Origin of the sequence: Wenyingzhuangia heitensis (assembly GCF_011762155.1) — a bacterium.
GTDB lineage: Bacteria > Bacteroidota > Bacteroidia > Flavobacteriales > Flavobacteriaceae > Wenyingzhuangia > Wenyingzhuangia heitensis.
This window is the reverse complement of record NZ_JAASQL010000002.1, coordinates 40,092-65,792: the sequence shown is the minus strand read 5'-3', so window position 1 is coordinate 65,792 and position 25,701 is coordinate 40,092. Positions and strand designations below refer to the sequence as shown.

The 25,701-nt window shown below is 32.6% G+C and carries 14 protein-coding genes; 5 read left to right on the top strand and 9 right to left on the bottom strand.

Annotated elements, in window-relative coordinates; translation table 11 throughout:
- Positions 1-144: 144 nt before the first annotated feature.
- On the bottom strand, positions 145-2,091 hold the full coding sequence (locus tag FHR24_RS08950; protein ID WP_317166190.1) for a glycoside hydrolase family 127 protein: 1,947 nt from the start codon (positions 2,089-2,091) through the stop codon (positions 145-147).
- A gap of 604 nt (positions 2,092-2,695) precedes the next feature.
- Here FHR24_RS08950 and FHR24_RS08945 point away from each other — a divergent pair.
- Genes FHR24_RS08945 through FHR24_RS08930 form a run of 4 tightly spaced genes read left to right on the top strand, consistent with a single transcriptional unit; the run spans position 2,696 to position 9,781 of the window.
- Complete coding sequence (locus FHR24_RS08945) at positions 2,696-5,734, top strand: SusC/RagA family TonB-linked outer membrane protein (protein WP_243846535.1); 3,039 nt, start codon at positions 2,696-2,698, stop codon at positions 5,732-5,734.
- Between the two features lie 12 nt (positions 5,735-5,746).
- Entirely contained in the window at positions 5,747-7,546 is a 1,800-nt protein-coding gene (locus FHR24_RS08940) for a RagB/SusD family nutrient uptake outer membrane protein (protein WP_167187217.1), read from the top strand.
- A 33-nt stretch (positions 7,547-7,579) separates the two neighbouring features.
- Complete coding sequence (locus FHR24_RS08935; protein WP_167187214.1) at positions 7,580-9,283, top strand: SwmB domain-containing protein; 1,704 nt, start codon at positions 7,580-7,582, stop codon at positions 9,281-9,283.
- 54 nt (positions 9,284-9,337) lie between these two features.
- Entirely contained in the window at positions 9,338-9,781 is a 444-nt protein-coding gene (locus tag FHR24_RS08930; protein WP_167187211.1) for a hypothetical protein, read from the top strand.
- A gap of 650 nt (positions 9,782-10,431) precedes the next feature.
- Here FHR24_RS08930 and FHR24_RS08925 read toward each other — a convergent pair.
- The 6 genes from FHR24_RS08925 to FHR24_RS08900 all read right to left on the bottom strand — a co-directional run bounded on the left by FHR24_RS08925 (position 10,432) and on the right by FHR24_RS08900 (position 20,256).
- Entirely contained in the window at positions 10,432-12,462 is a 2,031-nt protein-coding gene (locus tag FHR24_RS08925) for a glycoside hydrolase family 127 protein (protein WP_167187207.1), read from the bottom strand.
- A gap of 26 nt (positions 12,463-12,488) precedes the next feature.
- Positions 12,489-13,472, bottom strand: a complete 984-nt coding sequence (locus FHR24_RS08920) for a family 16 glycosylhydrolase (protein WP_167187204.1) — start codon at positions 13,470-13,472, stop codon at positions 12,489-12,491.
- A gap of 11 nt (positions 13,473-13,483) precedes the next feature.
- On the bottom strand, positions 13,484-15,067 hold the full coding sequence (locus tag FHR24_RS08915; protein WP_167187201.1) for a sulfatase: 1,584 nt from the start codon (positions 15,065-15,067) through the stop codon (positions 13,484-13,486).
- Between the two features lie 4 nt (positions 15,068-15,071).
- Positions 15,072-16,460 carry a sulfatase gene (locus FHR24_RS08910; protein WP_167187198.1) on the bottom strand — a complete coding sequence of 463 codons (1,389 nt, stop codon included), beginning with the start codon at positions 16,458-16,460 and terminating at the stop codon, positions 15,072-15,074.
- 249 nt (positions 16,461-16,709) lie between these two features.
- Entirely contained in the window at positions 16,710-18,644 is a 1,935-nt protein-coding gene (locus tag FHR24_RS08905; protein WP_167187194.1) for an FAD-dependent oxidoreductase, read from the bottom strand.
- Between the two features lie 19 nt (positions 18,645-18,663).
- Positions 18,664-20,256, bottom strand: a complete 1,593-nt coding sequence (locus FHR24_RS08900; RefSeq protein ID WP_167187191.1) for a sulfatase — start codon at positions 20,254-20,256, stop codon at positions 18,664-18,666.
- A gap of 155 nt (positions 20,257-20,411) precedes the next feature.
- On the opposite strand from FHR24_RS08900, the gene FHR24_RS08895 reads away from it, so the two are divergent.
- Complete coding sequence (locus tag FHR24_RS08895) at positions 20,412-21,965, top strand: hypothetical protein (protein ID WP_167187188.1); 1,554 nt, start codon at positions 20,412-20,414, stop codon at positions 21,963-21,965.
- A 63-nt stretch (positions 21,966-22,028) separates the two neighbouring features.
- On the opposite strand, the gene FHR24_RS08890 is transcribed toward FHR24_RS08895, so the two are convergent.
- On the bottom strand, positions 22,029-22,352 hold the full coding sequence (locus FHR24_RS08890) for a hypothetical protein (RefSeq protein WP_167187185.1): 324 nt from the start codon (positions 22,350-22,352) through the stop codon (positions 22,029-22,031).
- Positions 22,353-22,450: 98 nt separating this feature from the next.
- On the bottom strand, positions 22,451-25,684 hold the full coding sequence (locus FHR24_RS08885) for a glycoside hydrolase family 2 TIM barrel-domain containing protein (RefSeq protein WP_167187182.1): 3,234 nt from the start codon (positions 25,682-25,684) through the stop codon (positions 22,451-22,453).
- Positions 25,685-25,701: the final 17 nt, after the last annotated feature.

The window sequence follows — 25,701 nt, the reverse complement described above, 5'->3', positions numbered from 1 at the left end:
ATTAGTACAATAACCTATTATTCTATGGATGTATATACACTACAAACAACACTTTTTCAACATATTAAAAAAAAAAACAGGTAGTTACTTTTATGACAAAGAAACACCTGTTTTTTTTTTAAAAGAACTAAAGCTTATAGCTGATTACTTATTCCAAAGAACAGGCAACCAAACAGACATTTCACTTACTCCTCTATTTGCCCAAGAAAAATAAGGAACTAACTCTACATTTTGGGTCTCCCATATTGGTTTAGTTACTTCGTTATACATCTCTTCATTTTTATCTTTACGTATTGCCAATTTTCCAGAAATTGTAGTTACTCCACCTAAAAAACCTGGTTTATAATTAGCTGTTAATTCTGAATCAAAGGGTAAATACACATCTAAAACTTCAGTGTTTTTTGGTAAATCTGGTGTTTCTACGCAATACACTACAGGTCCTCTTTTAACAGCTGCTTGATTTCTTACTTCTTCTATTAACGGGTTTCCTTCTAATAATTTAATATCCATCGGCATATCTAAAGAAACAACATCTCCTTTTCTCCATTTACGATTGATAGTTGCATAAGTTCCTGCTTTTACCTCAACCTCTGCTGTTTTACCATTCACTAAAATTTTAGATCCTTTTGCCCACTCTGGTATTCTTACTAAAATATCAAAAGCTTCTCTTTTACTTTTCTTAACCGTTAATTTTACGGCTCCGTTCCAAGGGTATTGACTTTCTTGAATCAATTCGAACTTAGAACCATCTAATAATTTTGTAGATAATTTATTTCCTCCAAATAAATTTACAGCCACTCCATTATTCGTTAAACTATATGCCCATCCTGATAATTTTGCAATAGTACGCACTAAGTTTGGCGGACAACAAAAACATGGAATATAAGGCTGACGAACATCAAACTCTGTATCGTTTCCTGGATCGTAACCTTTGTGACTTACACGTAATGGATTTGCATAAAAATAATCTTTCCCCTCAACACTAATTCCAGACAAAGCACTGTTAAACAATACCAACTCCATAACATCTGCATACTTTGCTTCTCCGTGTAAACCTAACATACGGTAACTAAACATAGAATTACAAATATTAGCACATGTTTCATTGTAAGCGGTTAAGTTAGGCATCATGTATTCGTTAATAAAACCTTCGTGTACCATATCTACATGAGAAGATACTCCGTGGTGTGTTTGCCCAACAGCTCCTGTTACATACATTTTTTTATTCACCACATTACTCCACAATCTATCTAACGCATCAACCAAAGCTTGTTCTCCAGTTTCTGCATATACATCTGCTGCTCCTGCATAAAAATACAAAGCCAATACGGCATGCCCTTCTGCCGTTTTTGCTTTTCTTAAAGGAGTACGTTCTTGAACCATATCACCCATAAACTTATGGCTAGATACTTTTGTTGGCTCAACCTTTAATTTACCTCTTAAATTAATAAACAATTCTGCTAATTTTAAATAACGTTCATCTTTGGTTGTTCTATACAACTCTACCAATCCCATTATTTGAGTTTGGTTGAATCCAAAACGTTTTAAATCTCCCTTAGGTTCTGGCATAAACGTTTTGTACAAAAAGTCTGCTTGCTTTATGGCAATGTTTAAAAAGTTGGTTTTCCCTGTAATTCTATAATGAATACATGCCGATGTAAACAAATGTCCGGCATTGTACATTTCATGATATTGTCTGTTTCCAAATCTTTTTAAATTAGAAGCCTGAACTTGAGTTTGTATATAACCATCAGAAGCTTGAGCTTTTCCTATAATAGCAATATATTCATCTAACTCTTTTACTATTTTAGGATCTTTATTTTGAGCATATATATACATAGAAGCTTCTATCCATTTATAAAAATCTCCATCATGCCATTTCATTCCTTTATGTACTCCTTCTTTTAGGCCTGCTGCTATTTTAAAGTTATTAAGCGCATGACCTACATCTCCTGTTAACAATTCCCCCATATAAGGAACCATTGTTTCTTCGGCTACTTTAAACTTATCAGCCCAAAAACCTTCTGTCCAAGTACAGTCTCCAATATCTATACTTTTAAATTTTACATTGGGACTATTTGTAGTATTCATAATCCCTTTTTGTTGAGCATTAACAACATTTAATACTAGCAAACTAACAAGTCCTAAAACAATTTTTCTCATGGTAAATTCAAATTCATTAATAATTATGCTTTTGCTAAAAAACACAGATTAAAAAAATAACTATGACATATTATGTCTTTATTTTTTAACACAAACTTAAACAAAAGCTTACCTCTATGATAATTTAAAAAACGATTCGTTTAATTCAAGTCAATATTGTACTGTAATTTGTTTACTACTGTAAAGTAGCAATTAACCTATATAAGCTCAAAGATTGTTTTTATAACAAAACATCAAAATAGTACTAATAATTGCAAAATACTGTAACGAATCAACAATTAAAAAGCTATTATTTTGCTATATAACACAATACAAACCTTTTTAATTATAAAAAAAACAATAAAAAACCCAAAAAACCAACAACTATTCAATCAAAAGAAAAGTTGCCATTTAAAACAATTACACATCAATAAAGTGTCATTATTTAAAAAACCAAAACTAGCTTATTTAAAAAGTAAGCAACTCTAATTTTAACTAACTAATTATGATAAATTTTATTTTTTCAAGATTAATCATTATAAAAAGCATATTAATGCTATTTATAATGTTTTCATTAGTCTGTTTTCAATCACAAGCACAATCCTTTAAAAAAACTACAGGAACTATTGTTGATGAAAACGGAGAACCATTAATTGGTGCCAATATTTATAAATTGGGTACCAAAATAATTACTACTTCAGACTTTGATGGTCAATACATTATTAACGCAAAAAAAGGAGACATTCTTAAATTCACTTATTTAGGATTTGAAAACAAAACCTTAACCGTAAAAAACCCAACGTTAAACATTACATTAAAAAGTAACGTAGAAAACTTAAACGATGTAGTACTTATTGGATACGGTTCTGTTAAAAAGAAAGAATTAACAGGAGCTGTTGCCAGAGTAGAAGCTGAAGAGCTAGAAAAAATTGTTACTTCAGATTTAGGATCTGCTTTACAAGGACAAGTATCAGGAGTTAACGTAGTTGCTCCTTCTACTCCAGGGGGAGAATCTGAAATTTTAATTCGTGGTATTACTTCTGTAGGTGGAGACAATACACCTTTGTATGTAGTAGATAACATTATTCAAGATGGAGACCCTAGAATTCCGCCAAGTGAAATTGAGACTATAGATATTTTAAAAGATGCTGCCTCTACTGCTATTTATGGAGCACGTGGTGCCGCTGGGGTAATTTTAATAACAACAAAAAAAGGAGAAGCAGGAACTTTAAAAGTACGTTTTAATGGTAGTTCTGCTATTCAATTAAGAAAACCGGCTATTCCTTTACTAAACGCAACGGAACAATTGTATGTAAACACAGTAAGCTTTAGAAACACTACTGGAAATGTAGATGCAGATTTAAGAATACCTACACTACAAAACCCATATGCATTACAAAATGATACTGATTTAAATAAATTAATATTTAATGACCAAGCATATGTTCATAATTACAACACTAGTGTTTCTGGTGGTACTAAAGAACTTACTTACAATGTTACGATGGGAATTTTCAATCAGAAAGGGTTGCAATTAAACTCTAACTATGAAAGATTCAACACCCGCTCTAACACAACTTACAAAAAAGGAAAACTTAGCGTTGGTACAAGTGTAGGTTTGTCTATCGACAAAAGAGACATCCCTAGAAACAACTTATTATCACAAGCAATTGTTTACAACCCTAACCAAAACGGATTAGTCTTAGATGATTTTAATGATTTATTAGACAATGGAGATCAAGCGAATCGTTTAACTTGGGTACTTCAAAGTTTAAAAACCAAACAATATTTAAAAAATCTAAGATCTAATGCCTCTATCAATCTTAATTACGATGTAAACGATAACATTAGCATAAGAGCAAATTCTGGGGTTACTTACAATGTTGGTAGAGGAAAAATTAAAGTTCCTTATCAAGAAGTTATCAATAGTAGTACAAAACAACCTATTACACAACCAACCAATAGCTATATTGAAGACAATAGCACGGAAAGGGTTAATTTTTATGCAGAAGTAGGTACCAATATCAAAAAAGAAATTGGAGAACATAAATTAAATTTAGGTTTATTTTTTACCGCAGAAAAAACAACATCAGATCAATTTAGAGCAAGAAGATTAGAGGCTGTAAACAAAGATTTAGATGTATTAAACAGTGCTACAGGTGAACAAATAGTAAGTTCTGGTTTTGACTTTGTAGATACTCGACTAAGCCAAATAGCTCGTTTTCAATACAACTACAAAGGTAAATACAACTTTAGCTCTAGTGTTCGTTTTGATAGGTCTTCTAAATTTTTATATGAAAACAACTTTGCTATGTTCCCTTCTATGGCATTTGCATGGAATGTTTCTGATGAAAATTTTTGGGATGATTTTAAAAGTACCGTTAACAACTTTAAAGTTAGAATTACCCACGGTACTGTAGGTAACGACAGAATTGCTCCTTACGAACACACTGCCACCATTACTCAAAACATAGATTACATTGGTAGCAACGGTACTAATGAAATTTTAAACAACGGTGCTACTCAAACAGACTTTAAGAATCCTAATTTAAAATGGGAAACTACAAGACAGACAAATCTAGGGATTGATATGGCTTTCCTAAAAAATAAAATAACATTGGGAGCAGATTTTTACACCACAAATAAAGAGAATATGTTATTTCCTATTTTTCTACCAACATCTGCTGGTGGAGGGAACAATGCTACTATTGTTTACAACGCAGGAAACATGACCAACAAGGGACTTGAATTGTCTCTTAAATACAGAAATAGAATTGGAAAAGTGTCTTATCAAATGACAGGAACTTTTGCAACCAACCAAAACAAAATCACCAAAATTAACGGAGACAGCGATTTTCTATTTACCAATGATAATGGCCTGGTAAGTAGAGCTTCTACTCAATCTAGAATTACAGCCCACAAAGTAGGTAGAGAAGCAGGAGCTTTTTACTTATGGAGAACCAATGGAATTATTGACACGGAAGAAAAACTAGCAGAATACCAAACTATTGATGGAAACGCTAAGATGGGTGATGTAAGATTTATCGATCAAAATAATGACAAACAATTAGATGATAACGATAGAGTATACAGCGGAAGTGGACTTCCCAAATATGAAATTGGTTACAATGTAAACGCTAATTACAAAAATTTTGATTTTTCTATGAACTGGTACGCATCGCTAGGTCACGAAATTATGAACGGTTTTAACGCTTGGGCTTATGGTTTTGGTAGACATAAAGATTTAATCTATCAATGGTCTGAAGCAAACCCTATAACTACAGTTCCCGCCTATCGTGATGATATTAGAAATCATAGAAATTTTATTGGATATAGTGATTTATGGTTAGAAGATGGTTCTTATTTACGTTTAAGACAAGTTACCTTAGGGTACAGTCTACCTAAAAAGACAACTAAAAATTTAGGGATTGAAAGACTAAGATTTTACATCAGTTCACAAAACCCATTAACCTTTACAAAATATACAGGATACAATCCCGAAGTTGGAGGAGGCGTAACAGCAAAAGGTTTAGATAAAGGAACAGGACCTATATCTGTACAATATTTAGCAGGAATTAATTTCAACTTTTAATACCGAACAATCATGAAAAATATCATATTAAAAATAACTCTATTCACATTTGCACTTGGTTTTATAGCCTCGTGTACAGATGAAGTAAAAAGAGACTTTTTAGAGCAAGAAAACCCAAACGAAGCTACCTCTGCTAACTTTTGGAGAGATTTAACAGAAACACAAAAAGGATTGTATTCTGTATACAAAACGCTATACTCTCCTAGTACTTTTAACATTACTGAAGAAATGTTAAGATCAGACATGGGATATCCTTCATTAAACAGACCTATTCCGGCATCTCCTTCTCCTTTTTACATTCATACCTATTCAGAAACTTCTGATGAAGTAAATGAGAAATGGCAGTCTAATTACTTAGGAATTTTTAGAGCTAATCTAGTAATAGAAGCTTTAGAAAGAATTCAAGGAAATACAAATATAGATACAGAAGAATGGACTTCTCAAATGGCACAAGCTCGTTTCTTTAGAGGTTTATTTCACTATTTTTTATACACTACCTATAACAACGGTAGCATTATTATAAGAAACAAAGTACCTACAACCAGAAATGAGTATGAATTACCACTATCTTCTGCTACTGATGTAATCGCTTTTATTAGAACAGATTTAGAGTATGCATACGCTAATTTGTATAAAAAAGGAGAATATCCAGACGGTGATATTTCTAAAGTTAATGCAGGTGCTGCAGCAATGTTGTTGGGTAACTCATACTTAAACGAATTAAAATATGATCTAGCTAGTGTTTATTATCAAGATGTGATAGACAATCACGGTTATGAACTTGAAACAGATTTATCCAAAATGTTTACTACAGCTGGTGAGTTTAATAGTGAATCTATTTTTGAAGTAAACTTTACAGCAGACAACGTAAATCTAAATTATGGCCCATGGGATGGAGGAACAGGTACCAACTCACTAGCTTTATATACACGTGGTAACTCTTCTAGTACTGCTTCAGGACCTGCATGGGTTGCTTTAGCTTATAAAAATGAACCTAAAGACCCATTAGACAACAGAAACTATTATATAGATCCTGCTGATGACACCAAAAAATTAAGAAACGTGCCCTTAAGAGCTTCTTCTATGATAGCTCTTGTAGAAGATTATCAAACTACTTATTACCAAGCACCAACAACAGATGTTACAGGACCTGCATTTAATGGTAGAGCTTGGGGAGGTTTTGCTTGGTGGAAAAAATATACCAATCACGATATTGTAGCCGCAGAAAGAGACATTCCTAACGGAGTAGCTTACTCAGCAAAAAACCTTACTGTTATTCGTCTATCCGAAACTATTTTAAACTTAGCTGAATGTAAAATTAAAACCAATGATATCACTGGTGCTTTAAAGTTAATCAATCAAATTAGACAAAGATGGGGATTGGTTTTATTAGGGGCTTCTAACGGAGATTCTAGCAAAACTTATGACGAAGAAGCATACACACAAGCAACGTTAATGGATCGTTTTATGAGAATTGAAAAACCTTTGGAATTAGGTGCAGAAGGTCACGCAATGCGTTGGACTGATTTTTTAAGATGGAAAAAATCAGACAATTATGGGTTTAAAGAACGTTTGCAAGAACTATCTGACTTAACCTTATATGGAGTAAATTATAGCTATACAGATAATACTGGAGCTGCTAAACTGAAACAAAATTTCCCATCCCTAACAGCTACTGCTCCTGCAGATTTAAATGCGGCAACTGTAGTAGATTATGAATATGATTTAGCCAACAGTAATTATTCAGATGCTTTGCACAGCTATTACCCTATTCCATCAAGAGAAAAGAACGCAAACGATAATATAGATTAATTGTTGTCATAACGAACTTAAAACATAAGCAAGATGAAAAATAAAATCATAAAAAAAATAATACTAGGTACCTTACTACTTTTAGCAGTAGTAAGCTGTACCTCAGAATATGCTGATTATACAGCACCAGACGAAATTAACGACACGTCTTGGATGATTGGTTTAGACCCAAACGCAAGTGGCGATGATAGGTTTTCTATAAATATAGATACCTACATCAGCTTTTTAGACCTATCACAAGGACAAAAAGAACATCGATGGATCATAGAGAAAGGAAATTTCTTTTTAAAAGAAAGATTTACAGCAGCAGACTCTTTACCACTGTTTATTAAAAACAACGATACTGTTACCAAAAATGCTAAAGCTCATGTGTTTTTTAGAAAAAAAGGAGTAAATAAAATTCGTTTATTCAACACTTATAACGCTCCTGTTACCAATAAAACTAGTATAGGAACTCTTACATCTGTAAAAGTTGGTAACCAGTGGGTAATAGACACTACTTTTACTTTTGATGTCTATGGACATATCAAACCTAGTTTTAAAATTTTACAAGCAGGAACAGAAAAATTAGTAGTTACCGCTGATGAATTGACTAGTATAAAAAATAAAGACTCTTGGCCTATAGTAGAAGTAGAAGCTGGTGGATCTTTAACCTATCAAGATTTAACAACAGAAGGTAGACCTACAAGTAGAAGATGGCAAGTAGAAAACGCAAGCCCTCTTTCTTCAAACCTAAAAGAAGCAACCATAAAATTCTTTAAGTTAGGTACATATGATGCCGGAAACATTACAGTACTTAGAGGTGTTTCAGAAGGAATAAACTACCCTACAGCATCTACAACTAAAATAATTCCCTTAAAAGTTAAAGTCATTAAATCTAACCAACCTTTTGCAATTAACGGACAAATTAAAGAAACTAAAGAAGAGGTTTTACGTTTTCAGGTTACTGGAGAACTAGCTCCTTTTACAGCGCAAGAAAGCTTTTTTACCGTAAACGTAGCCAATGGTACATTTAATCAAAATATTTCTGTTACCAATGCAAAAGTTAGTGAAACAGATGCAACTTTTATCGAACTAACCTTAGACCAACCTATTTATAATTCTGATATAATTACCGTAAATTATGCAGGAGGTACTATTATGTCTTCTGATGAAAGAACTTTAGAAAGTTTTACAACTCCAATAAAAGTAGTTCCTTATTTTGGAAACAATATTTTAAGCTTTAATAAAGGATTTGAAGATGCTACTACAAGCGCAAACAGTGCTTTTGCATCTACTTACTGGGTAGGGAATACAAATTCGCATGGAGCTGGTTTCTACTACGAAAGAACTACCGATAAGTTTGCAAGTGGTAGTGCTAGTATGAAATTTGAATCTACTGACACAACTCCTTTCCCTACTCCATTTATTAGCTCTAATGCCTTTGCTGCACCAGACGGTATACCAGCAGGAACCTACTCTATGTCTTTAAAATTATTTATTGAGTCTGGTTCAGATATCAAAGCTTTTAGAACTATTGTAAACAAACCTACATGGGTTCAAAGAGACTGGAACTTAGAAAGTATAGAAAGAGGTAAGTGGATAGAATTAAAACAAGAAATTGTTTTTACTGGAGATGTGCCAACTGATGCTTCATTTCAATTAAGAATTTTATCTTCTTTAAACCCAGGAGTAACAGGGGCTCAAAAATTATATATAGATGATATTTCTATAGTAGCTATTGAATTAAGACCTTAAACACACACCAATTACTCCTTTGTGTAGACAAAGGAGTAATTTAAAATCAAAAAAATGAAAAATATATTAAAAAAAACAATCTTTTTTTGCTTTGCTATCTTATTAAGTAGCTGCTCCAAAGAATCTATTTTTGAAGGAACTCCAAATATTGAGTTAACAAAAACATACAGCCTAAGCAATTTAACAGGTAATAGTTTAGAAAAAATAAACATCTACCAAACAGAATCTATTGTTATAGAATACCTAACAGACACCAAGCTAAACAAGTACACAACCAAAAATTACACAGACAATTCTACAGAAACAGTATACGACGTTACTTTGGTTAAACTAGTTCCAGAAACACAAGAGGATGGCTCTATCATTAATCAAGAAATTACTTGGGTATTAGACGGAGACAAAACTTCTGGAACAGGAACTTTAATTATTAACGATGGTGTAAACCCAGCAACTACGTACACGGCAATCACCATTAGTGAAGAAGAAGTTTACAATTAAGACAAAAACAACACTTCTATAAAAAAAGGGTTTGACTAATAAGTCAAACCCTTTTTTTATGGTGATAATTTTTAAAGACTTATCATATTAATTCGAGTGTTCTGAACTTGTTTCAGAATGTATTGGGAATTAATCAACACCTGCCTTACTCCTCAAACTCTCAACTCCTAAAAAACATTCAAAACTATCAACACTTACCTGTCAATTCATATGTTCTGAACTCGTTTCAGGAAGTACCTAGGATGAGTTTACAAAACAAAAAACTATTTAACTTACCAACTGCTACGTAAAAGCAAAAGTCACAAAGCTAAATTACTCTGCAACTGAAGTAGAGAAGTTTACGATACTAGGAGCTTAAGTTTCTCTTGCTTTTAATTCTAAAAAATTGATATTACCCACATCCAACGTATGCTTTTATAATTTTATATATCACCAAAGTAATACAATAAAACCATATCGTTTTTGAACCCAGACCTATAACCAATAAAAGCCTATTTAAATTCTAAACTACTCTATAAAAACATAATCAAAACACCTAATAATAACAAAAAAAACAGGATTGCTAAATACAATCCTGTTTCTATATAATTTTATTTTAAAAGCACTCTACATCTAGTTACAGATAATAGTAATACAGTTGAGATTATAAATTACCAAACTACAGGTAAAAACACACTCATTTCACTTTCCTTTCCTTTGTTTCTGTTAGACCAAGAAAAATAAGGTACCAATGTAGTTTTGTAGGTTTCCAAAGTTGGTTTTCCTACTTTGTTATACATACTTTTATCAGACTTATCCTTACGTAACAATAATTCTCCTGTTATAGCCGTAACTCCCCCTAAAAAGTCAGCACGATATTCTGTTTTTAAAGCAGATGCATCTCCTTTAATATAAGCATCTACTATTTTTGTATCCTTAGGCAAATCTGCAGACTCTAAACAATACACTACCGGACCTCTTTTTACAGCAACTTGGTTTCTTACTTCTTCTATTCTAGAATGTCCTTCTACAAAATAAACATCCATAGGAAATTCTACAGTAACTACATCTCCTTTTTTCCATTTACGGTTAATGGTAGCAAACTCTCCCACTTTTACACTTACTCCTGCATCTTTTCCATTAACCAAAACTTTGGTTCCATTAGCCCAGTTAGGTATTCTTAACATCACATCAAAAGCACTTCTTTTAGCTTTTTCTACCGTAAACTTTACCGTTCCTTCCCAAGGGTATTGTGTTTCTTGTGTTAATACCAATTTAGAACCATCTAACAATTTAGTATCTAACTTGTTTCCTCCATACAAGTTTACAGCCACTCCATTTTCTGCCAAACTATATGCCCATCCAGAAACCTTAGCAATAGTTCTTACCAAGTTTGGAGGACAACAAAAACAATCTAAATATGGTTGACGAGTAGGATACTCTGTATTCATTTTTTTATAATCTCTAGATCCTTCTATCACACGTAAAGGGTTTGCATAGTAATAGTTTTCACCATCTAAACTAATTCCAGACAATGCACTGTTGTACAATACCAATTCCATAACATCAGCATACTTAGACTCTCCGTGCAATCCTAACATACGGTAACTAAACATAGAGTTACATACATTGGCACAAGTTTCGTTATAAGCCGTTAAGTTAGGCATCATGTACTTATCTATAAATCCTTCTTCAATTTTATCTCTGTTAGTAGAGGCTCCATAATGTGTTTGTCCTACAGCACCTGTTACATACATTTTTTGCTCTGTAACATTGTACCACAGTTTATCCAAAGCACTAATCAATGCTTCCTCTCCAGTTTCTGCATATACATCTGCAGCTCCTGCGTAATAATACAAAGCCAATACTGCATGTCCTACCGCTTCGCTAGATTTGCGTAACGGTGTACGCTCTTGCACCATATCTCCAATAGGGTAACCAATTGTTGTAGATACTTCTGTAACCTTGTATTTTCCTCTGTTATTGATGAATTTTTCTGCCAACTTTAAATAACGCTCATCTTGAGTAGTTCTATACAATTCTACCAATCCCATTATCTGAGTTTGATTGAATCCAAAACGTCCTAACAATTTGTTATCTGGCATAAACTGAGTATGCAGTAAATTAGCATGCTTAATAGCCAAATCTAACATATTTCTTTGTCCTGTAGTTCTGTAATGAATACAAGCGGTAGTTAAAAAATGTCCAGAATTGTACATTTCGTGATACTTACGATTTTCATAACGATCTACATCTTTATCTAACTGAATTTGAGTTTGTAAATACCCATCTTCTGCTTGTGCTTGTTTAATAATATCAATATACCCATCCAACTCTGTTAACAAAGCTTTGTCTTTATTCTGAGCGTACAAATAACATTCGGCTTCCATAAACTTATAGAAATCTCCATCATGCCATTTCATCCCCTTGTGTTCTCCTTCTTTTAAACCTGCAGCAATCTTAAAATTATTTAAAGCATGCCCTACATCTCCTGTTAATACTTTACGCATATAAGGTATCATAGACTTCTCTGCTACTTTAAATTTATCTGCCCAGAAACCTTCTGTCCAATGACAGTCCCCCATGTTAATACTTTTTAACTTAACATGTTTACTATGTCTATGATTTAAGATTCCATGCTCTTGTGCAAAACCTGCACTAAACATAATAACGCTCAATGCGCTTGTGATTAACTTTCTCATCTTATGTATATATTAGTGTTTACTTTTTATTTTTTTTGCCAAACTCTTACGTAGTCTATTTCAAAATCTACCTTTCCAGAAGGATGTAAATCTTCTTTAGAATCTGGAACTCCATGCCAAGGAAACGTTTCTTGGTCTAACCAAATTTTAAGAGGATGTGTAATTACATAATTCTCTGCAGCTCCGTTTCCTCCTTTGCTTAGTTTTACATCATCCCATTCGTTGATTTGTTTTCTAGATACATTTCTAAACAACTTTCCATCTACAAATATTTTCACTCCATTTTTACTCCAATCATATCCGTATACATGAAAATCGCTTGCCACTCTAAAGTCAAAATATTTATGCTCGGTATACGTTGTTTTTCCTTTACCGGTTCTACTCCAATCATGCATAGACCACCACAATTCTTTATCTTTTCCGTTAGCTTCTTTCTTAGGTTGTCTATGATCTCCAAAAAACTCAAACATATCAAATTCTGTTTGTCCTCCTGTTGCCCAAAAAGCACTAGAAACCTCAGCATCTGCTGCTTTACATTTAATTTCCATATATCCATATAAAAATTCTCTTCTACCAATAATACAAGCTGTGGTAATATTTTCGTGTTTTACTTTTTTACCTCCAACGTTATCCACTTTATCGCTAAAAGCAAAATTAGGTTCCCATCTTGTTTCTAATTTTAACATTCCGTTTTCAAACCTATAGTTGTTTCCCGAAAATTGTGAGGGTGCTCTACCTATCCAATCTTCTCTTTGAGGTCTGTCTGGATTTTTATAACTAGGAACTCCATTGGTAACTTCTCCTACCAAATGCCATTTTTCTCTATCTAATTTATTCTCATTAAACTCATCACTAACCGCTGTATTTAAAATCCATCCTTCTGTATTGGTAGGATCTGAAAAAGGAGATACTATTAAAGTTCTTCCTTTTGTTGCTGTAGAATTTATTTTTTTACCGCAAGACATCATCAATAATAGTGACGATAGTAGTATTGTATTTATTTTTTTCATTTTGATTGTTTTTATTTTAACAACATATCTAATTGATGTTCTAAGTCCTTTTTTATCTTTCTGTACTTTCTATTTTCTGCTAAGTTTGTCCACTCATTAGGATCTTTTGTATGATCATACAATTCCTCTTTTCCATTTACATAACGTATGTAACGATAATCTTTAGATTTTACCGAATAACTTTGACTATCTACTTCATTACTCTTAAAATCACCTCTCACAACCGTTAATGCAACCCCAGGACCTTTCCATGTTCCTTTTTTTGGATGCTCTAAAAATGGTTTCATACTAAAACCACTCAATACAGCTCCCTTATCATTTTTTACATTACTTGCATTATTTATACCACACAAGTCTGTAATCGTAGGGTAAACATCTACCAAAGAAACCGGATGATTTACTACCTGTCCAGCATTTTCTTTGAATTCAGGAGCACGCACAATCATAGGTATTCTAGTGGTCTTTTCCCATAAGTTATTCTTGTATATAAATTCTTTTTCTCCGTGATTGTAACCGTGATCACTAACCAAAATAACAATGGTATTTTTATCAAACTCACTTTTTCTTAAAGCTGTCATTACCTTACCTACTTGTGCATCTGCAAAACTTACACATGCTAAATATGCTTGAAGATACGTACGCAACCCCTTATTAAAATCTGTATAAGATGCCTTTAACTCTTCATAATGGCTTGCCCAGGGTGGAGTCCATTTAAAAGTAGATCTGTAAAAAGTATCTTCAATATCATTTTCTTTAATTTTTGGCAATTGTAAAGTTTCTAAAGGGTACAAATCAAAATATTTTTGAGGTGCAACCAAAGGTGTATGGGGTTTTACAAACCCTACAGCTAAAAAGAAAGGTTTAGAACTCTTGCTTTTTTCTAGTTCTATTATTTTATCAACTGCCCAATTCGCACTTAACTCATCACTTAACAAATCACGATTCTCTTCATCAATATACTTAAAAGGTTTTCTGTTCTTAACGTCATACCAACCCTTGTATCCTTTTACATTATTAGAACTAGCAATGTTAGGTACATCTGCCAACGATGCATACAATCCATCATTCTTATTTTGATAATATTCTTTAGGTACCGAGGGATGCTTTACAGGTCTTTTACCATCAAAAGCATAGGGACCAAAATTGTGTTCAACACCAAATTCATTCCATTCACTTTTTACCCTATCGTGCATTAGTTTACCTGTTCCAAAAGTAGCATAACCACAGTCCCCCATAAACTGCATTAACGTTTTGCTATTGGACAACACATTGTTTTGATGCCATTTAGAGAACCAAAAAATTTTAGATGTATGAGGGTAAATTCCTGTTAACATACTAGATCGAGATGGAGCACAAATAGGAGCATTTGTATGTGCATTGTTAAACACAATACCTTCTTTAGCCAAAGCATCCATATTAGGAGTTTGCACTTGTGGATGTCCTTTTAAAAAACCTGTATAATCATTTAAATCATCTAACATAATTAGGATGACATTGGGTTGTTTAGCAGATTGAGCTATACTTGTGTTTTTAACACCTACAAACAGAACTACAATAAGGACCCATAATCTCGTAAAACCTTTTTTATTCTCCATTTTTTTATTCTTTTACTAGCTCCCACCCTTTTCTGTACTTATTCATTCTATTAATATCATATTGTTCGTACTTTCTTTTTAACAACCACAACGGACGTTCTAAAGTCATTTCCCAATCAAATAATTTTTGATACATACTTTGCACTTTCTCAGGATATTTATTTGCCAAATTATATCGTTCAGATACATCATTAGGAATATGATACAACTCTGCTTGTCTATCCGGAAAACGAATCAACTTATAATCTCCCTCTCTAATAACAGCTCTTGTTTCTTTTTTCCAGTACAAAACATCATGAGGTCTTTTCTCTTTCTCTCCCGTTACAAATGGAACAATATTTACTCCATTAACATCCGTAAGTTGACTTTCATCACCTCCCGAAGCAGCATAAAAAGTAGGCAACAAATCCAATGTAATAACAGGATAGTCGTAAGTTGATTTGCATTTTATTTTAGCAGGCCAACTCATTACAAAAGGAACTCTAATTCCCCCTTCTAAGTGATTAGATTTAGTACCGCTTAAAGGTTTGTTGATAGATGCATTTTTATCAGAAGGCCCTCCATTGTCGTTTGTAAATACCACAATAGTATTTTTATCTAACTTTAATTCTTTTAATTTATTTAAAACGGTACCACAAGCTCTATCTAATGCCAAAGTCATGGCTGCTAATTGCTGTTTTTTTCCTGTTAAATGAGGAAATTTAGCCAAATCTTCTTCTGTAGCTTCCATAGGTGTATGCACTGCATTAAAAGATAAGTAAATAAAGAAAGGCTCTTCTTTATTTCTTTCTATAAAATCTATTGCTTTTTCGGCAAACACATCTGTTGCATAATGGTCTGGCTCTTCATAAATCCCAAAATTAGTTTCCATTTTATGGTCTCCCTTCGGATTTTTATAAGCAAAATAACTTCTTGCTCCTCCTCTAAAACCATAAAACTCATCAAATCCACGGTTTAATGGGTGAAAACGATCTGCATTTCCCAAATGCCATTTACCATAAGCAGCGGTTTTATAACCTTGTGCTTGTAAATAATTTCCTATTGTTTTTTGATCTAAAGGCAATCCCATTTCATCTCCTTTTAAAGCAGAATGAGAACTCATATAACCAGGAACGTTAATTTCTTCGTAACCAAATCTTGCTTGGTACTTTCCTGTCATTAAGCCTGCTCTAGAAGGACCACAAGTAGGATCAGAAACATACCCCTGAGTAAAGACAACTCCTGACTTGGCAAGTTTGTCTAAGTTAGGTGTTTTCATAACCTTACTTCCCTGAAAACCAAAATCTATATATCCGGCATCATCCGCAAACAACAATACAATGTTGGGCTTTTTTTGCGCAAAAAAGTATTGCTGACTAAATACCAACAACACCAATAACAAAACTCTCTTCATTCTGACAATGTTTTAACAAACAAGTTAATAATATGACAAATTCTAACTTTTAAATCTATCGTTTTACAAATTAAGCAAAACATTGCAGTATTTTATCAATCTATTTTAGCTACTAGTAGTATTATTTTGACTTTAATTAGAAGCCAACAACAACAAATCAGTTAAGAATACACACAAAAATAGTTTAGTTCTTAAATTAAATACCCATTTAAGAACTAAACTTATTTTTACAAAAAACAAATTATCTATTTAAGATTCATAACACCTTACTTCATACAATCTTACATTTTTACTTCCATACGTTTCTTTCACGTTGATTCGGATAGCTGTTGTTTGTATTTTATCAAAATTGAATTTTATCAAACGTTTACGGTTTTTATCTAAGCCTCCTAATTTTACCCATTTTCCATTTACCCTACCTTCTACATCTAAAGATTTTAGCAATTCAACAGGTACAGTATTTGTAAATCTTGTATCATTTTTAGAATCTTTGCGCATTAATATATTTCTATGCACGTTGGTGTCACATTTTATTTCAATTTTAGACAGCAATATTAAGCTCTCCCACTCTAACTGAACATGCGCAGATTGACCATCAGACTCCCAATGATGAATATCATAACCTTGATCTGTTTTTACATCTCTAGAATACCCATCAACCAACAAGTTTGCATTTCCAGACACGGTTGAAGAAGCAAAAATTGCATTTGCTTTTGGAGCTAAATCATTTGTATCTTTTGCAGGTCTGTTAGGAATATAAGCATCGTCTCTTAACAATTGCTCTTGTAAATTATGTATATACTTTTTATAAATTGTCCTTGGTTCTACTCCTTTATTTATACACATGGCTGCTGCAGTCCCTACTGCTTGTCCCATTAAAGAACAAGTACCCATTAAACGTGTTGATGAAAGTGAAATATGTGTTTGGCTAATGTTTCTACCAGCAAACAACAAGTTAGGTATATTTTTAGAGTACAAACAACGATAAGGTATTTCATATACTTTTTTAAATCGCTCGTGAAAAAAACTAGGTCTTTCTTCAATGTTTTCTATTCCTCCTGGATTGTGTTCATCTAAAGACCATCCTCCATAAGCAACAGCATCGTCAAAATGTTTATAGGTTGTTAAGTCTTTTTCCGACAAGATAAAATCTCCTATAAAACGACGAGACTCTCTTTTTCCTGGTAAAGACCCAACCCAATCTAAAGCATAATTTTCTACCTCTGGATGCTTTCCTGAATTTTTCATATAATCCCAAACTCCATAAGCATATCCCATTAACTTTTTCCTATTATCTTCAAACTCTCCAATAATATCATGCTCACTACCAACTTCTACCCACCAAAAACCATCTTTAAAAAACTTTAATTTTCGTTCCTTATTTGCTCTCTCAGCATCATAGGGTATGGTAAAATTAGGAGCTTCAAACGGCATTGGCTTTCCCATGTCTTTAGTAGACAATAATAAGGTTGCTCCCATTTGCCAACCGTCTGCTTTTTTAGGTGCATATTTCTCATTAAATTCAGACGAAGCCTCTCTACCTGTTCTAAATTTTGCACCAGCACTAGCAGCTACCAATCCATCTCCAGAACAATCTATAAAAATACCTGCATTGATTGTGATTTCTGTTTCTGTGGTTAATTGCCAACAAAAAACAGATTTAATTTTATCCTTTTTCATGGCTACATCAATAGCTGATGTATTTAGAATTACTTCTAAATTAGGAATAGATGTTACATAATCATATAAAATATGATCCCAAACAGGATAAGACTCTTGTGGATTGTGAAATCTATTATGCAGTAACAATTCTTCTACCACCCCCGTTTCTCTCTCTGCCATATGGTCTTTTAGATGAGTTACCCCATTTAAATGCACACGTATTTCGCTAGAAGCATTCCCTCCCAACACAGGCCTATCTTGTACCAATACGACTTTAACTCCATTTCTTGCTGCCGAAACTGCAGCACAAATACCTGCAATTCCTCCTCCAATTACAGCAACATCTACTTTAATATCTTTATGTCTATGGATGGTGTTACGTTTTCTTTTACCTCCAATTTTATCATCGTATATAAAATCACTAGAACTTCCCTCTATATTTGTAGCACTTCCTATTATAGGAATCAACCCTAATCCTAAAGTACTCTTAGCTGTTTTTGTAAAAAAATCTCTTCTTTTCATAAATGTATGTTTTATTATTCTATTTGTTTCTTTGTTGAAATTGCTTGTATAGTTTTTGAACCAACTTTGGTTGTTCTTTAGCTATATTTTTAGTTTCTAATGGATCTTTTTTATGATTATATAATTCTACAAACAAAGGTGCCTGATCCTCATTTTTTAAATCTTTCCAGAACACAACTCTGTGTTTTTTTGTTCTCATGGCAAAACCCATCAAATTATTTTCAAACAATTCTCTGTTCCAATTCTCTTTTTGCTGCTCTTTTATTTTTGCTTCAACCTCTTTTAACAAAGGCCCAAAATAAGTTTCTCTCATTGCTGGTCTTATAGGATAGGCACCCCATTCCCTTAATGCAGGTGTTGGAAACACACTAAAAGCTGCTTTTTTCCATTTTTTAGTAGGCTTTTTTAATAACGGTGCAAAACTTTTTCCTTCTGCTGTTATAGGAACATTTATAGCTGCTAAATCACACAATGTTGGATAAAGATCTACCAACTCTACCAAAGCATTTGTTTTTGTTCCTTTTTGTTTTTTAGACATATTGGGTGTCGCTATTATTAACGGAACACGTGTGGCAATTTCATAATTGGTAGCCTTTCCCCAATGCCCCATTTCTCCTAAATGATATCCATGATCACTCCACAAAACAATAATAGTATTGTCTCTCTCTCCTGAAGCATCTAAAGCAGCTAACATTCTACCTATTTGAGCATCTACATAACTAACACAAGCTAAATAAGCATGCTTTAATTTACGTTCTAACTCTGGAGAAAAATCTTCTGTTTTAGGAATACCACTTCGTACTCTTAACTCAAAAGAAGGAGGCACTCCCATAGTCGCCCCATTTTTGGGAGCAGTAACTTGTGAGGGTAATTGCAATGAAGATTCATTATATAAATCCCAATATTTTTTAGGAGCCACCCAATTTAAATGAGGTTTGTGAAAACCCAAACCCAAAAAGAAAGGAGCACTTTTTTCTTTAACCATAGCATTTAAAGTTTTAATAGCTAAGTCTGTATTTTGTCCATCCTTGTAAGTATTGTCAGGAACATCTGCACATTCATAAGCAGGACCCATTGCTAAACCATATTTTGCAACATTACCGTATTTTGCAAACATTTCTTTTTTATCATTTATTTTGATGTTTTGATTTTCTAACAATGCAAATCCTCCTTTTGTGGCTGAGTTTTGACTTGTTTTTAATGCTGTTCTATTCCACGAACTTGGATCTTCGTCTCCATGATGAAAAATTTTTCCATAATGCACAGACTGATATCCATTATTAATGAAATTTTGAGGGAGTGTAATCACATTGGGGTTGGCTTCTCTAAACTTTATATAGTTATGAAATACTCCACTATTTTCGGGCCTAATACCAGTCATGATACTTGCTCTTGAGGGACCACAAATAGCTTGTTGACAATAAGCATTGTTAAATAGTACTCCTTGACTTGCCAATTTATCTATATTAGGTGTAATTGCTTCCTTGGAACCGTAACATCCTAATTCAGGTCTTAAATCATCTACTGCTATAAATAAGATGTTAGGTTTTGGTTGTGCATATGTATATTGAAAGATAAAAGTCAGTAAAAAAATGATTTTGATTTTTTTCATTTTATAGTATTGTTGGTCATTAATTTTTCATCTAAATTAGCTACGTAACAAGTCTTAATTGTAATAAAACCTATTACAAAAACTTAACATCCTAGTAAAAGGTTTAAAATTAAAACTTAACATCTAACTTCATAAAACAACATAAAACACTAAAAATGAAAACGTTAACAAAAAAAACAAGTTTAACTATTGTCATTTTTATTTTTACACAAACCATATATGCTCAGCAATTTTATTTGTTAAAAAATGAGAAAGAATTTAACAATACAGACTCTTCTCAACTACAAGGATTATATAAAAAAGCGATAAAAGAGAAAGACTCTATTAAAATGATTCAAAAAGGAATTCAACTAAGTAGATACAAACGTATTCACTTAGACTATGGAGCTGCTTTTGACTATGCAGGAGAAGCACTTTTTTTATCAGAACAATTAAGAGATACTTTACTAATAGCAGAGGCACACCAAGAATACGGTATTTTAAATTATTTGTTTAAACAAGATAATTTAGCAGGAACAAACTTTAAAAAATCTCATTTTTATTACAAACAAGTTTACAAAGACAAAACGCACCCTAAGCTGTTTAACTCTTACTACAATCTAATACTTTATTACCAACGTACCGACAATGCTAGCTTAACCAAATCTTATATTGATAGTTGTGAAATTGTTGCTAAGCACAACAACTTAAACTCTAGTTACCAGCTTTATTTAAATGAAAAAAAGGCAACGTTATATAGATGGAATGAAGATTATCTTAATGCCGAAAAACTTTTAAAAGAATCTATCCTTTTAGCTAAAAAAACAAAAAAAGATTCCGGTTTTTTAATTATTCTTTATGCATCATTAGGAAATATATATCAAAATAAAAATGAAATCAACAATGCAAAAATTTATTACCAAAAATCTATAAACACAAAAGATACTTATGGTGAAAACACTTTTTACAAGGCTTATGTTTACAATAGATATGCTTCCCTTTTATTTGCGAACGGAGATTATAAAAACGCTTATGTAAATTTAAACTATGCTGCTAAAATTAATGATACTTATTTAAATCCTAGAAACGATGAGAACCAAAGTTTTTTAACATTAAAAAGCAAGTATCAAGAACAACTAACTGCTTTTAGTTCTGAAATCAATCAGCAACAAAACCAAATGAATCGTATTGAAAAAAGGATCTTACTTTTTAAAATATATTTAACCATTGCATTACTTATTATAGCACTTACACTATTGTTAACGTGGATAAAAATTAAAGCTACAAAACACAAAGAGGAACAAGAATTTTCAGAAAACACAATTGCTTTAAACAACAAAGAACTCACTACAAACATTTTAAATCTGATTGAAAAAGAAGAAATTATCAATACGTTAAAGTCACACATTAAAAAGAACAATACAGACTCTAGCTCTAAGGTATTGTTAAAAACCATTGACAAAAGATCTGAAAATTTATGGGATGCATTTAACAGCAGGTTTGTAGCACAAAACAAAGGTTTTTATGAGCGTTTGTTAAAAAAATCTCCCGACCTAACTGCTTCTGATCTTAAACTATGCGCTTTGATTAAGTTGAATTTTAACGGAAAAGAAATGGCTTATTTATTAGGTATTTCCTTGGGAAGTGTGCACGTGGCTCGTCATAGATTAAGAAAAAAAATGAACCTTGATAGAAACATAAATCTAACTATATTTATGAATTCTATATAAAAAAGGCAGTTAAGAATTATTATTTCTTAACTGCCTTTTTATGATGTATTATAGTTTTAACAACTACTCTTCTTTAATTTCCATAAATTCTACAGGAGAACCGTTGTGAGCAACAAATACCACTCTAACTCCTTCTGCAGGGCTAAATGTTTTAACTATAACATCTTTACCTGCAATAGCTTCTTCAATATTATCAACTAAATATGCAACGTGTGGTTGGGTAGTTACCAATTCATGCCAAGGACTATCGGCATCAAACTTTACCCATTCTACGTTAAACTCATCTTTATCAAACTCTGTAAAATGAACTTTTCCTGGTTCAAAAAAACCATCCCATTCTTTTTCTTCTGTTGTTGGGATTCCGATGTGACTAAATTTGTATTCCATAATTTTATTTTTGGTTTTAATTTTAAAATTAGACAGTATTCACCTAGTTTATATGAGAAAAACTCATACAAACCAGATAAATAAATATGTAAATTGTATTATTTACTTATAACAAACTCAAAAGAATAAACACCTGGTTTTACCAAATAATGAGGCAAAGTGTTAGACAAAGTTCCTCCTAATCCAGATTGAATTAAATCAATATTTAAGGTGTAAAAATCTTGAGGTTTTAAATCAAACGGATGTTTAGCAGCTTCTATATTTTCTGCTGTATAAGGCCATACAGAAAAACCAAACATAGGATTTCCTTTTACAGTTAATCCTACTTTGTTCTTTTTGTTTGCTAAAGTTAGCCATCTAACATCTGTTCTGTTTCCGTTCTCTTGTGGGTACACATAATTAGTAAACATAGCATCTGTTTCTTTTTTATAAGTAGCTACAGTGGTAGACAGTTTTCTATCGCTATAATTTTCCCAAGGTCCATTACCGTAATAAGTAGTATTCACCAATTCTTTAGACACTCCTGTAGTAAATCCAATCCTAACTAAATCAGGCAAAGATTTATCTGCATTTACATCCATTTTAACACCTATTTCTCCTGTGTTATAAACAGTATACACAATGTTAACTGTAGCCTTGTTTTTGTATTTGTGTATCACATTAATTTTTACAGAAGCTTCATCTTTAGAAATTACAGAAGTCTGTGTTGTTACATTTTCTAATAAATCTTTCCAAACTTGTCTAGATTTTCTAAATCTTCCAGAATCTGCTCCTCTTACATCATTGTCAATAGGTGGTCTCCAAAAATTAGGTTTTAACGGAGTTACAAATTGCTCTTTTCCATTTACAACGTAAGAAACAATTTCTCCCTTATTTTTAGACACCTCTACAGAAAATTTATTCCCTTTAATCTGAATAGAAGAATTTTGATTTGCAACTGACAATTTAGCTCTAGAGCTTGTTTTTACAACTGTAGCTGTTTCTTTTGCTTTTAACAAAATTTGTTCGTGTGCAATCTCAAACCCTTTTTTACACCACAATCTATCTTGTTTTTCATGTAAAGTAAAACCAACCCAATATTCTTTATCTTTTTTAAATTTTACATTTTTAAAAGGAACTTGAACTACTTTGGCAGAGTATGGAGCTACATCTACATCTTTTAAAATCCCTGATTGTATTTTTTTTCCATCCTCAGACAATGTCCAACGAATTTCATACTCTTTAAGATTTGTAAAATTAAATCTATTATAAATTCTAACCTTTCCTTTCTTAATATCTGCATTTTCAAAAACAACAGACTGAAAAATATATTTACATTCCCATGCATGTGGGTTTGGAGTTCTATCTGGTGCAAACACTCCATTTATACAAAAGTTTTTATCATTAGGAATGTCTCCAAAATCCCCTCCATAGGCATAAAACTTTTCTCCTTTTTTATTGGTAGTTTCTAGTCCTTGGTCTACCATATCCCAAATAAATCCACCTATTAAATTTTTTCTAGCTCTAATTTCTTTCCAATAATCATTTAAACCACCAATAGAATTTCCCATTGCGTGCATATATTCACACATAACAATTGGTCTATCTATATGTTTACTGTTAGACATATTAACTAACTGATGTAATTCTGGATACATTCTACTCAATACATCTACATAATTAGGATCGTCTGGATTTGCATGTGCAGGTCCTCTAAACACAGCTTGTCCTTCTGCTCCTTCCTTATAATCTGGATCTGTAGGATCTCCTTGTGCACCCTCGTAATGTATAAATCTAGAAGGATCAAAATCTTTTACCCAACCTGCTGCGGCTGCATGTGCAGGTCCTGATCCCGCTTCGTTTCCTAAAGACCAAGAAATAACAGATGGATGATTTTTATCTCTTTCAACCATACGAATTACTCGACTTAAAAATGCTGCTGGCCAAGTAGGTTGTTGTGGTAAATAACTTCCTAAATGATGACACTCTATATTGGCCTCATCCATTACATACACCCCATATTGATTACACAACTCATAAAAATAAGGATCGTTAGGATAGTGAGAAGTTCTCACTGCATTAAAATTAAAACGTTTTAGCAACAAAACATCGTCTAACATATCTTGTCTTGTTAATGCTTTTCCTCTTACTGGGTGATGATCATGACGATTTACTCCCATAATTTCTACAGACTTACCATTAATCAACAACTCGTTAGCAGCACTAAATTCGACTTTTCTAAAACCTATAGATTGTGATCTTACCTCAATTACGTCTCCTTTTGGATTGGTAATACTAAAAACAAGTTTGTATAAATAAGGATCTTCTGAAGACCATTTTCTTGGATACGTAACTTCTGTTTCTAGCATGGCAAACTTTGTAATATCTCTTTGTGGCCATCTTTCATAAAATACATCATCAAAAGAAACTTTCATTTCCTTGGCTACTTTTTCATTTTCAGCATTGTATAATTGTGCGTTAATTGTCCAATTTTTTAAATCTTCACCTTCTTTTTTAACCCAAACATGTGGTCTAATTTCTAATTTTGCATTGTTCAAATTTGCATCAAACTTAGTTCTAACAAAAAAGTCATTTAACGCTATTTTAGGCTGAGCCATTAACAATACCTCTCTGTGAATTCCGCTTAGTCTCCACATGTCTTGATCTTCTAAATAAGAACCATCACTCCATCTAAACGCTTGTAAAGCCACACGGTTTTTACCCGCTGTAAGATAATCTGTAATATCAAATTCAGCTGCCAATCTACTTCCTTGGCTGTATCCTACTTTTTTTCCATTTACCCACACATAAAATGCTGATGAAACCCCTCCAAAGTGAAGAACAATAGATTGATCTTTCCAATCTGCTGGCACTTCAAAATCTCTGTAATAACTCCCCACGGGATTGTCTCTGTATATTTTAGGAGGAACTGGAGGCTGTGGCCCCATATAATTAAAATTACGCACTCCACCATTTATAATATCAGGAGTAAAAGGGTATGTAATATTAGTATAAATAGGCTGTCCAAAACCTTGTAATTCCCAGTTAGATGGTACTGGAATGTCAGCCCATTTTTCTCCTTTAAAATCTTTTGCCATAAAATCTGTAGGTCTATCTTCAGACTTTCCTACATACTTAAATTTCCAAATTCCGTTTAAAGATTTTACTCTTGCTTTGTCTCTATTTCCTGTTAAGGCATCTTGAACATTGGTAAACGAAAAACTAGGCACTCTAGCTTTCATTTTGTTTTGTTCAAACATTAATTCGTTTTCCCAATCGTTTTGAATTTGGGCTACAAGCAACTGACTTGTTGCAATCAGCAACAATAAAACAGCATTGAATTTAATTTTCATTGGTAATATTTGATTTT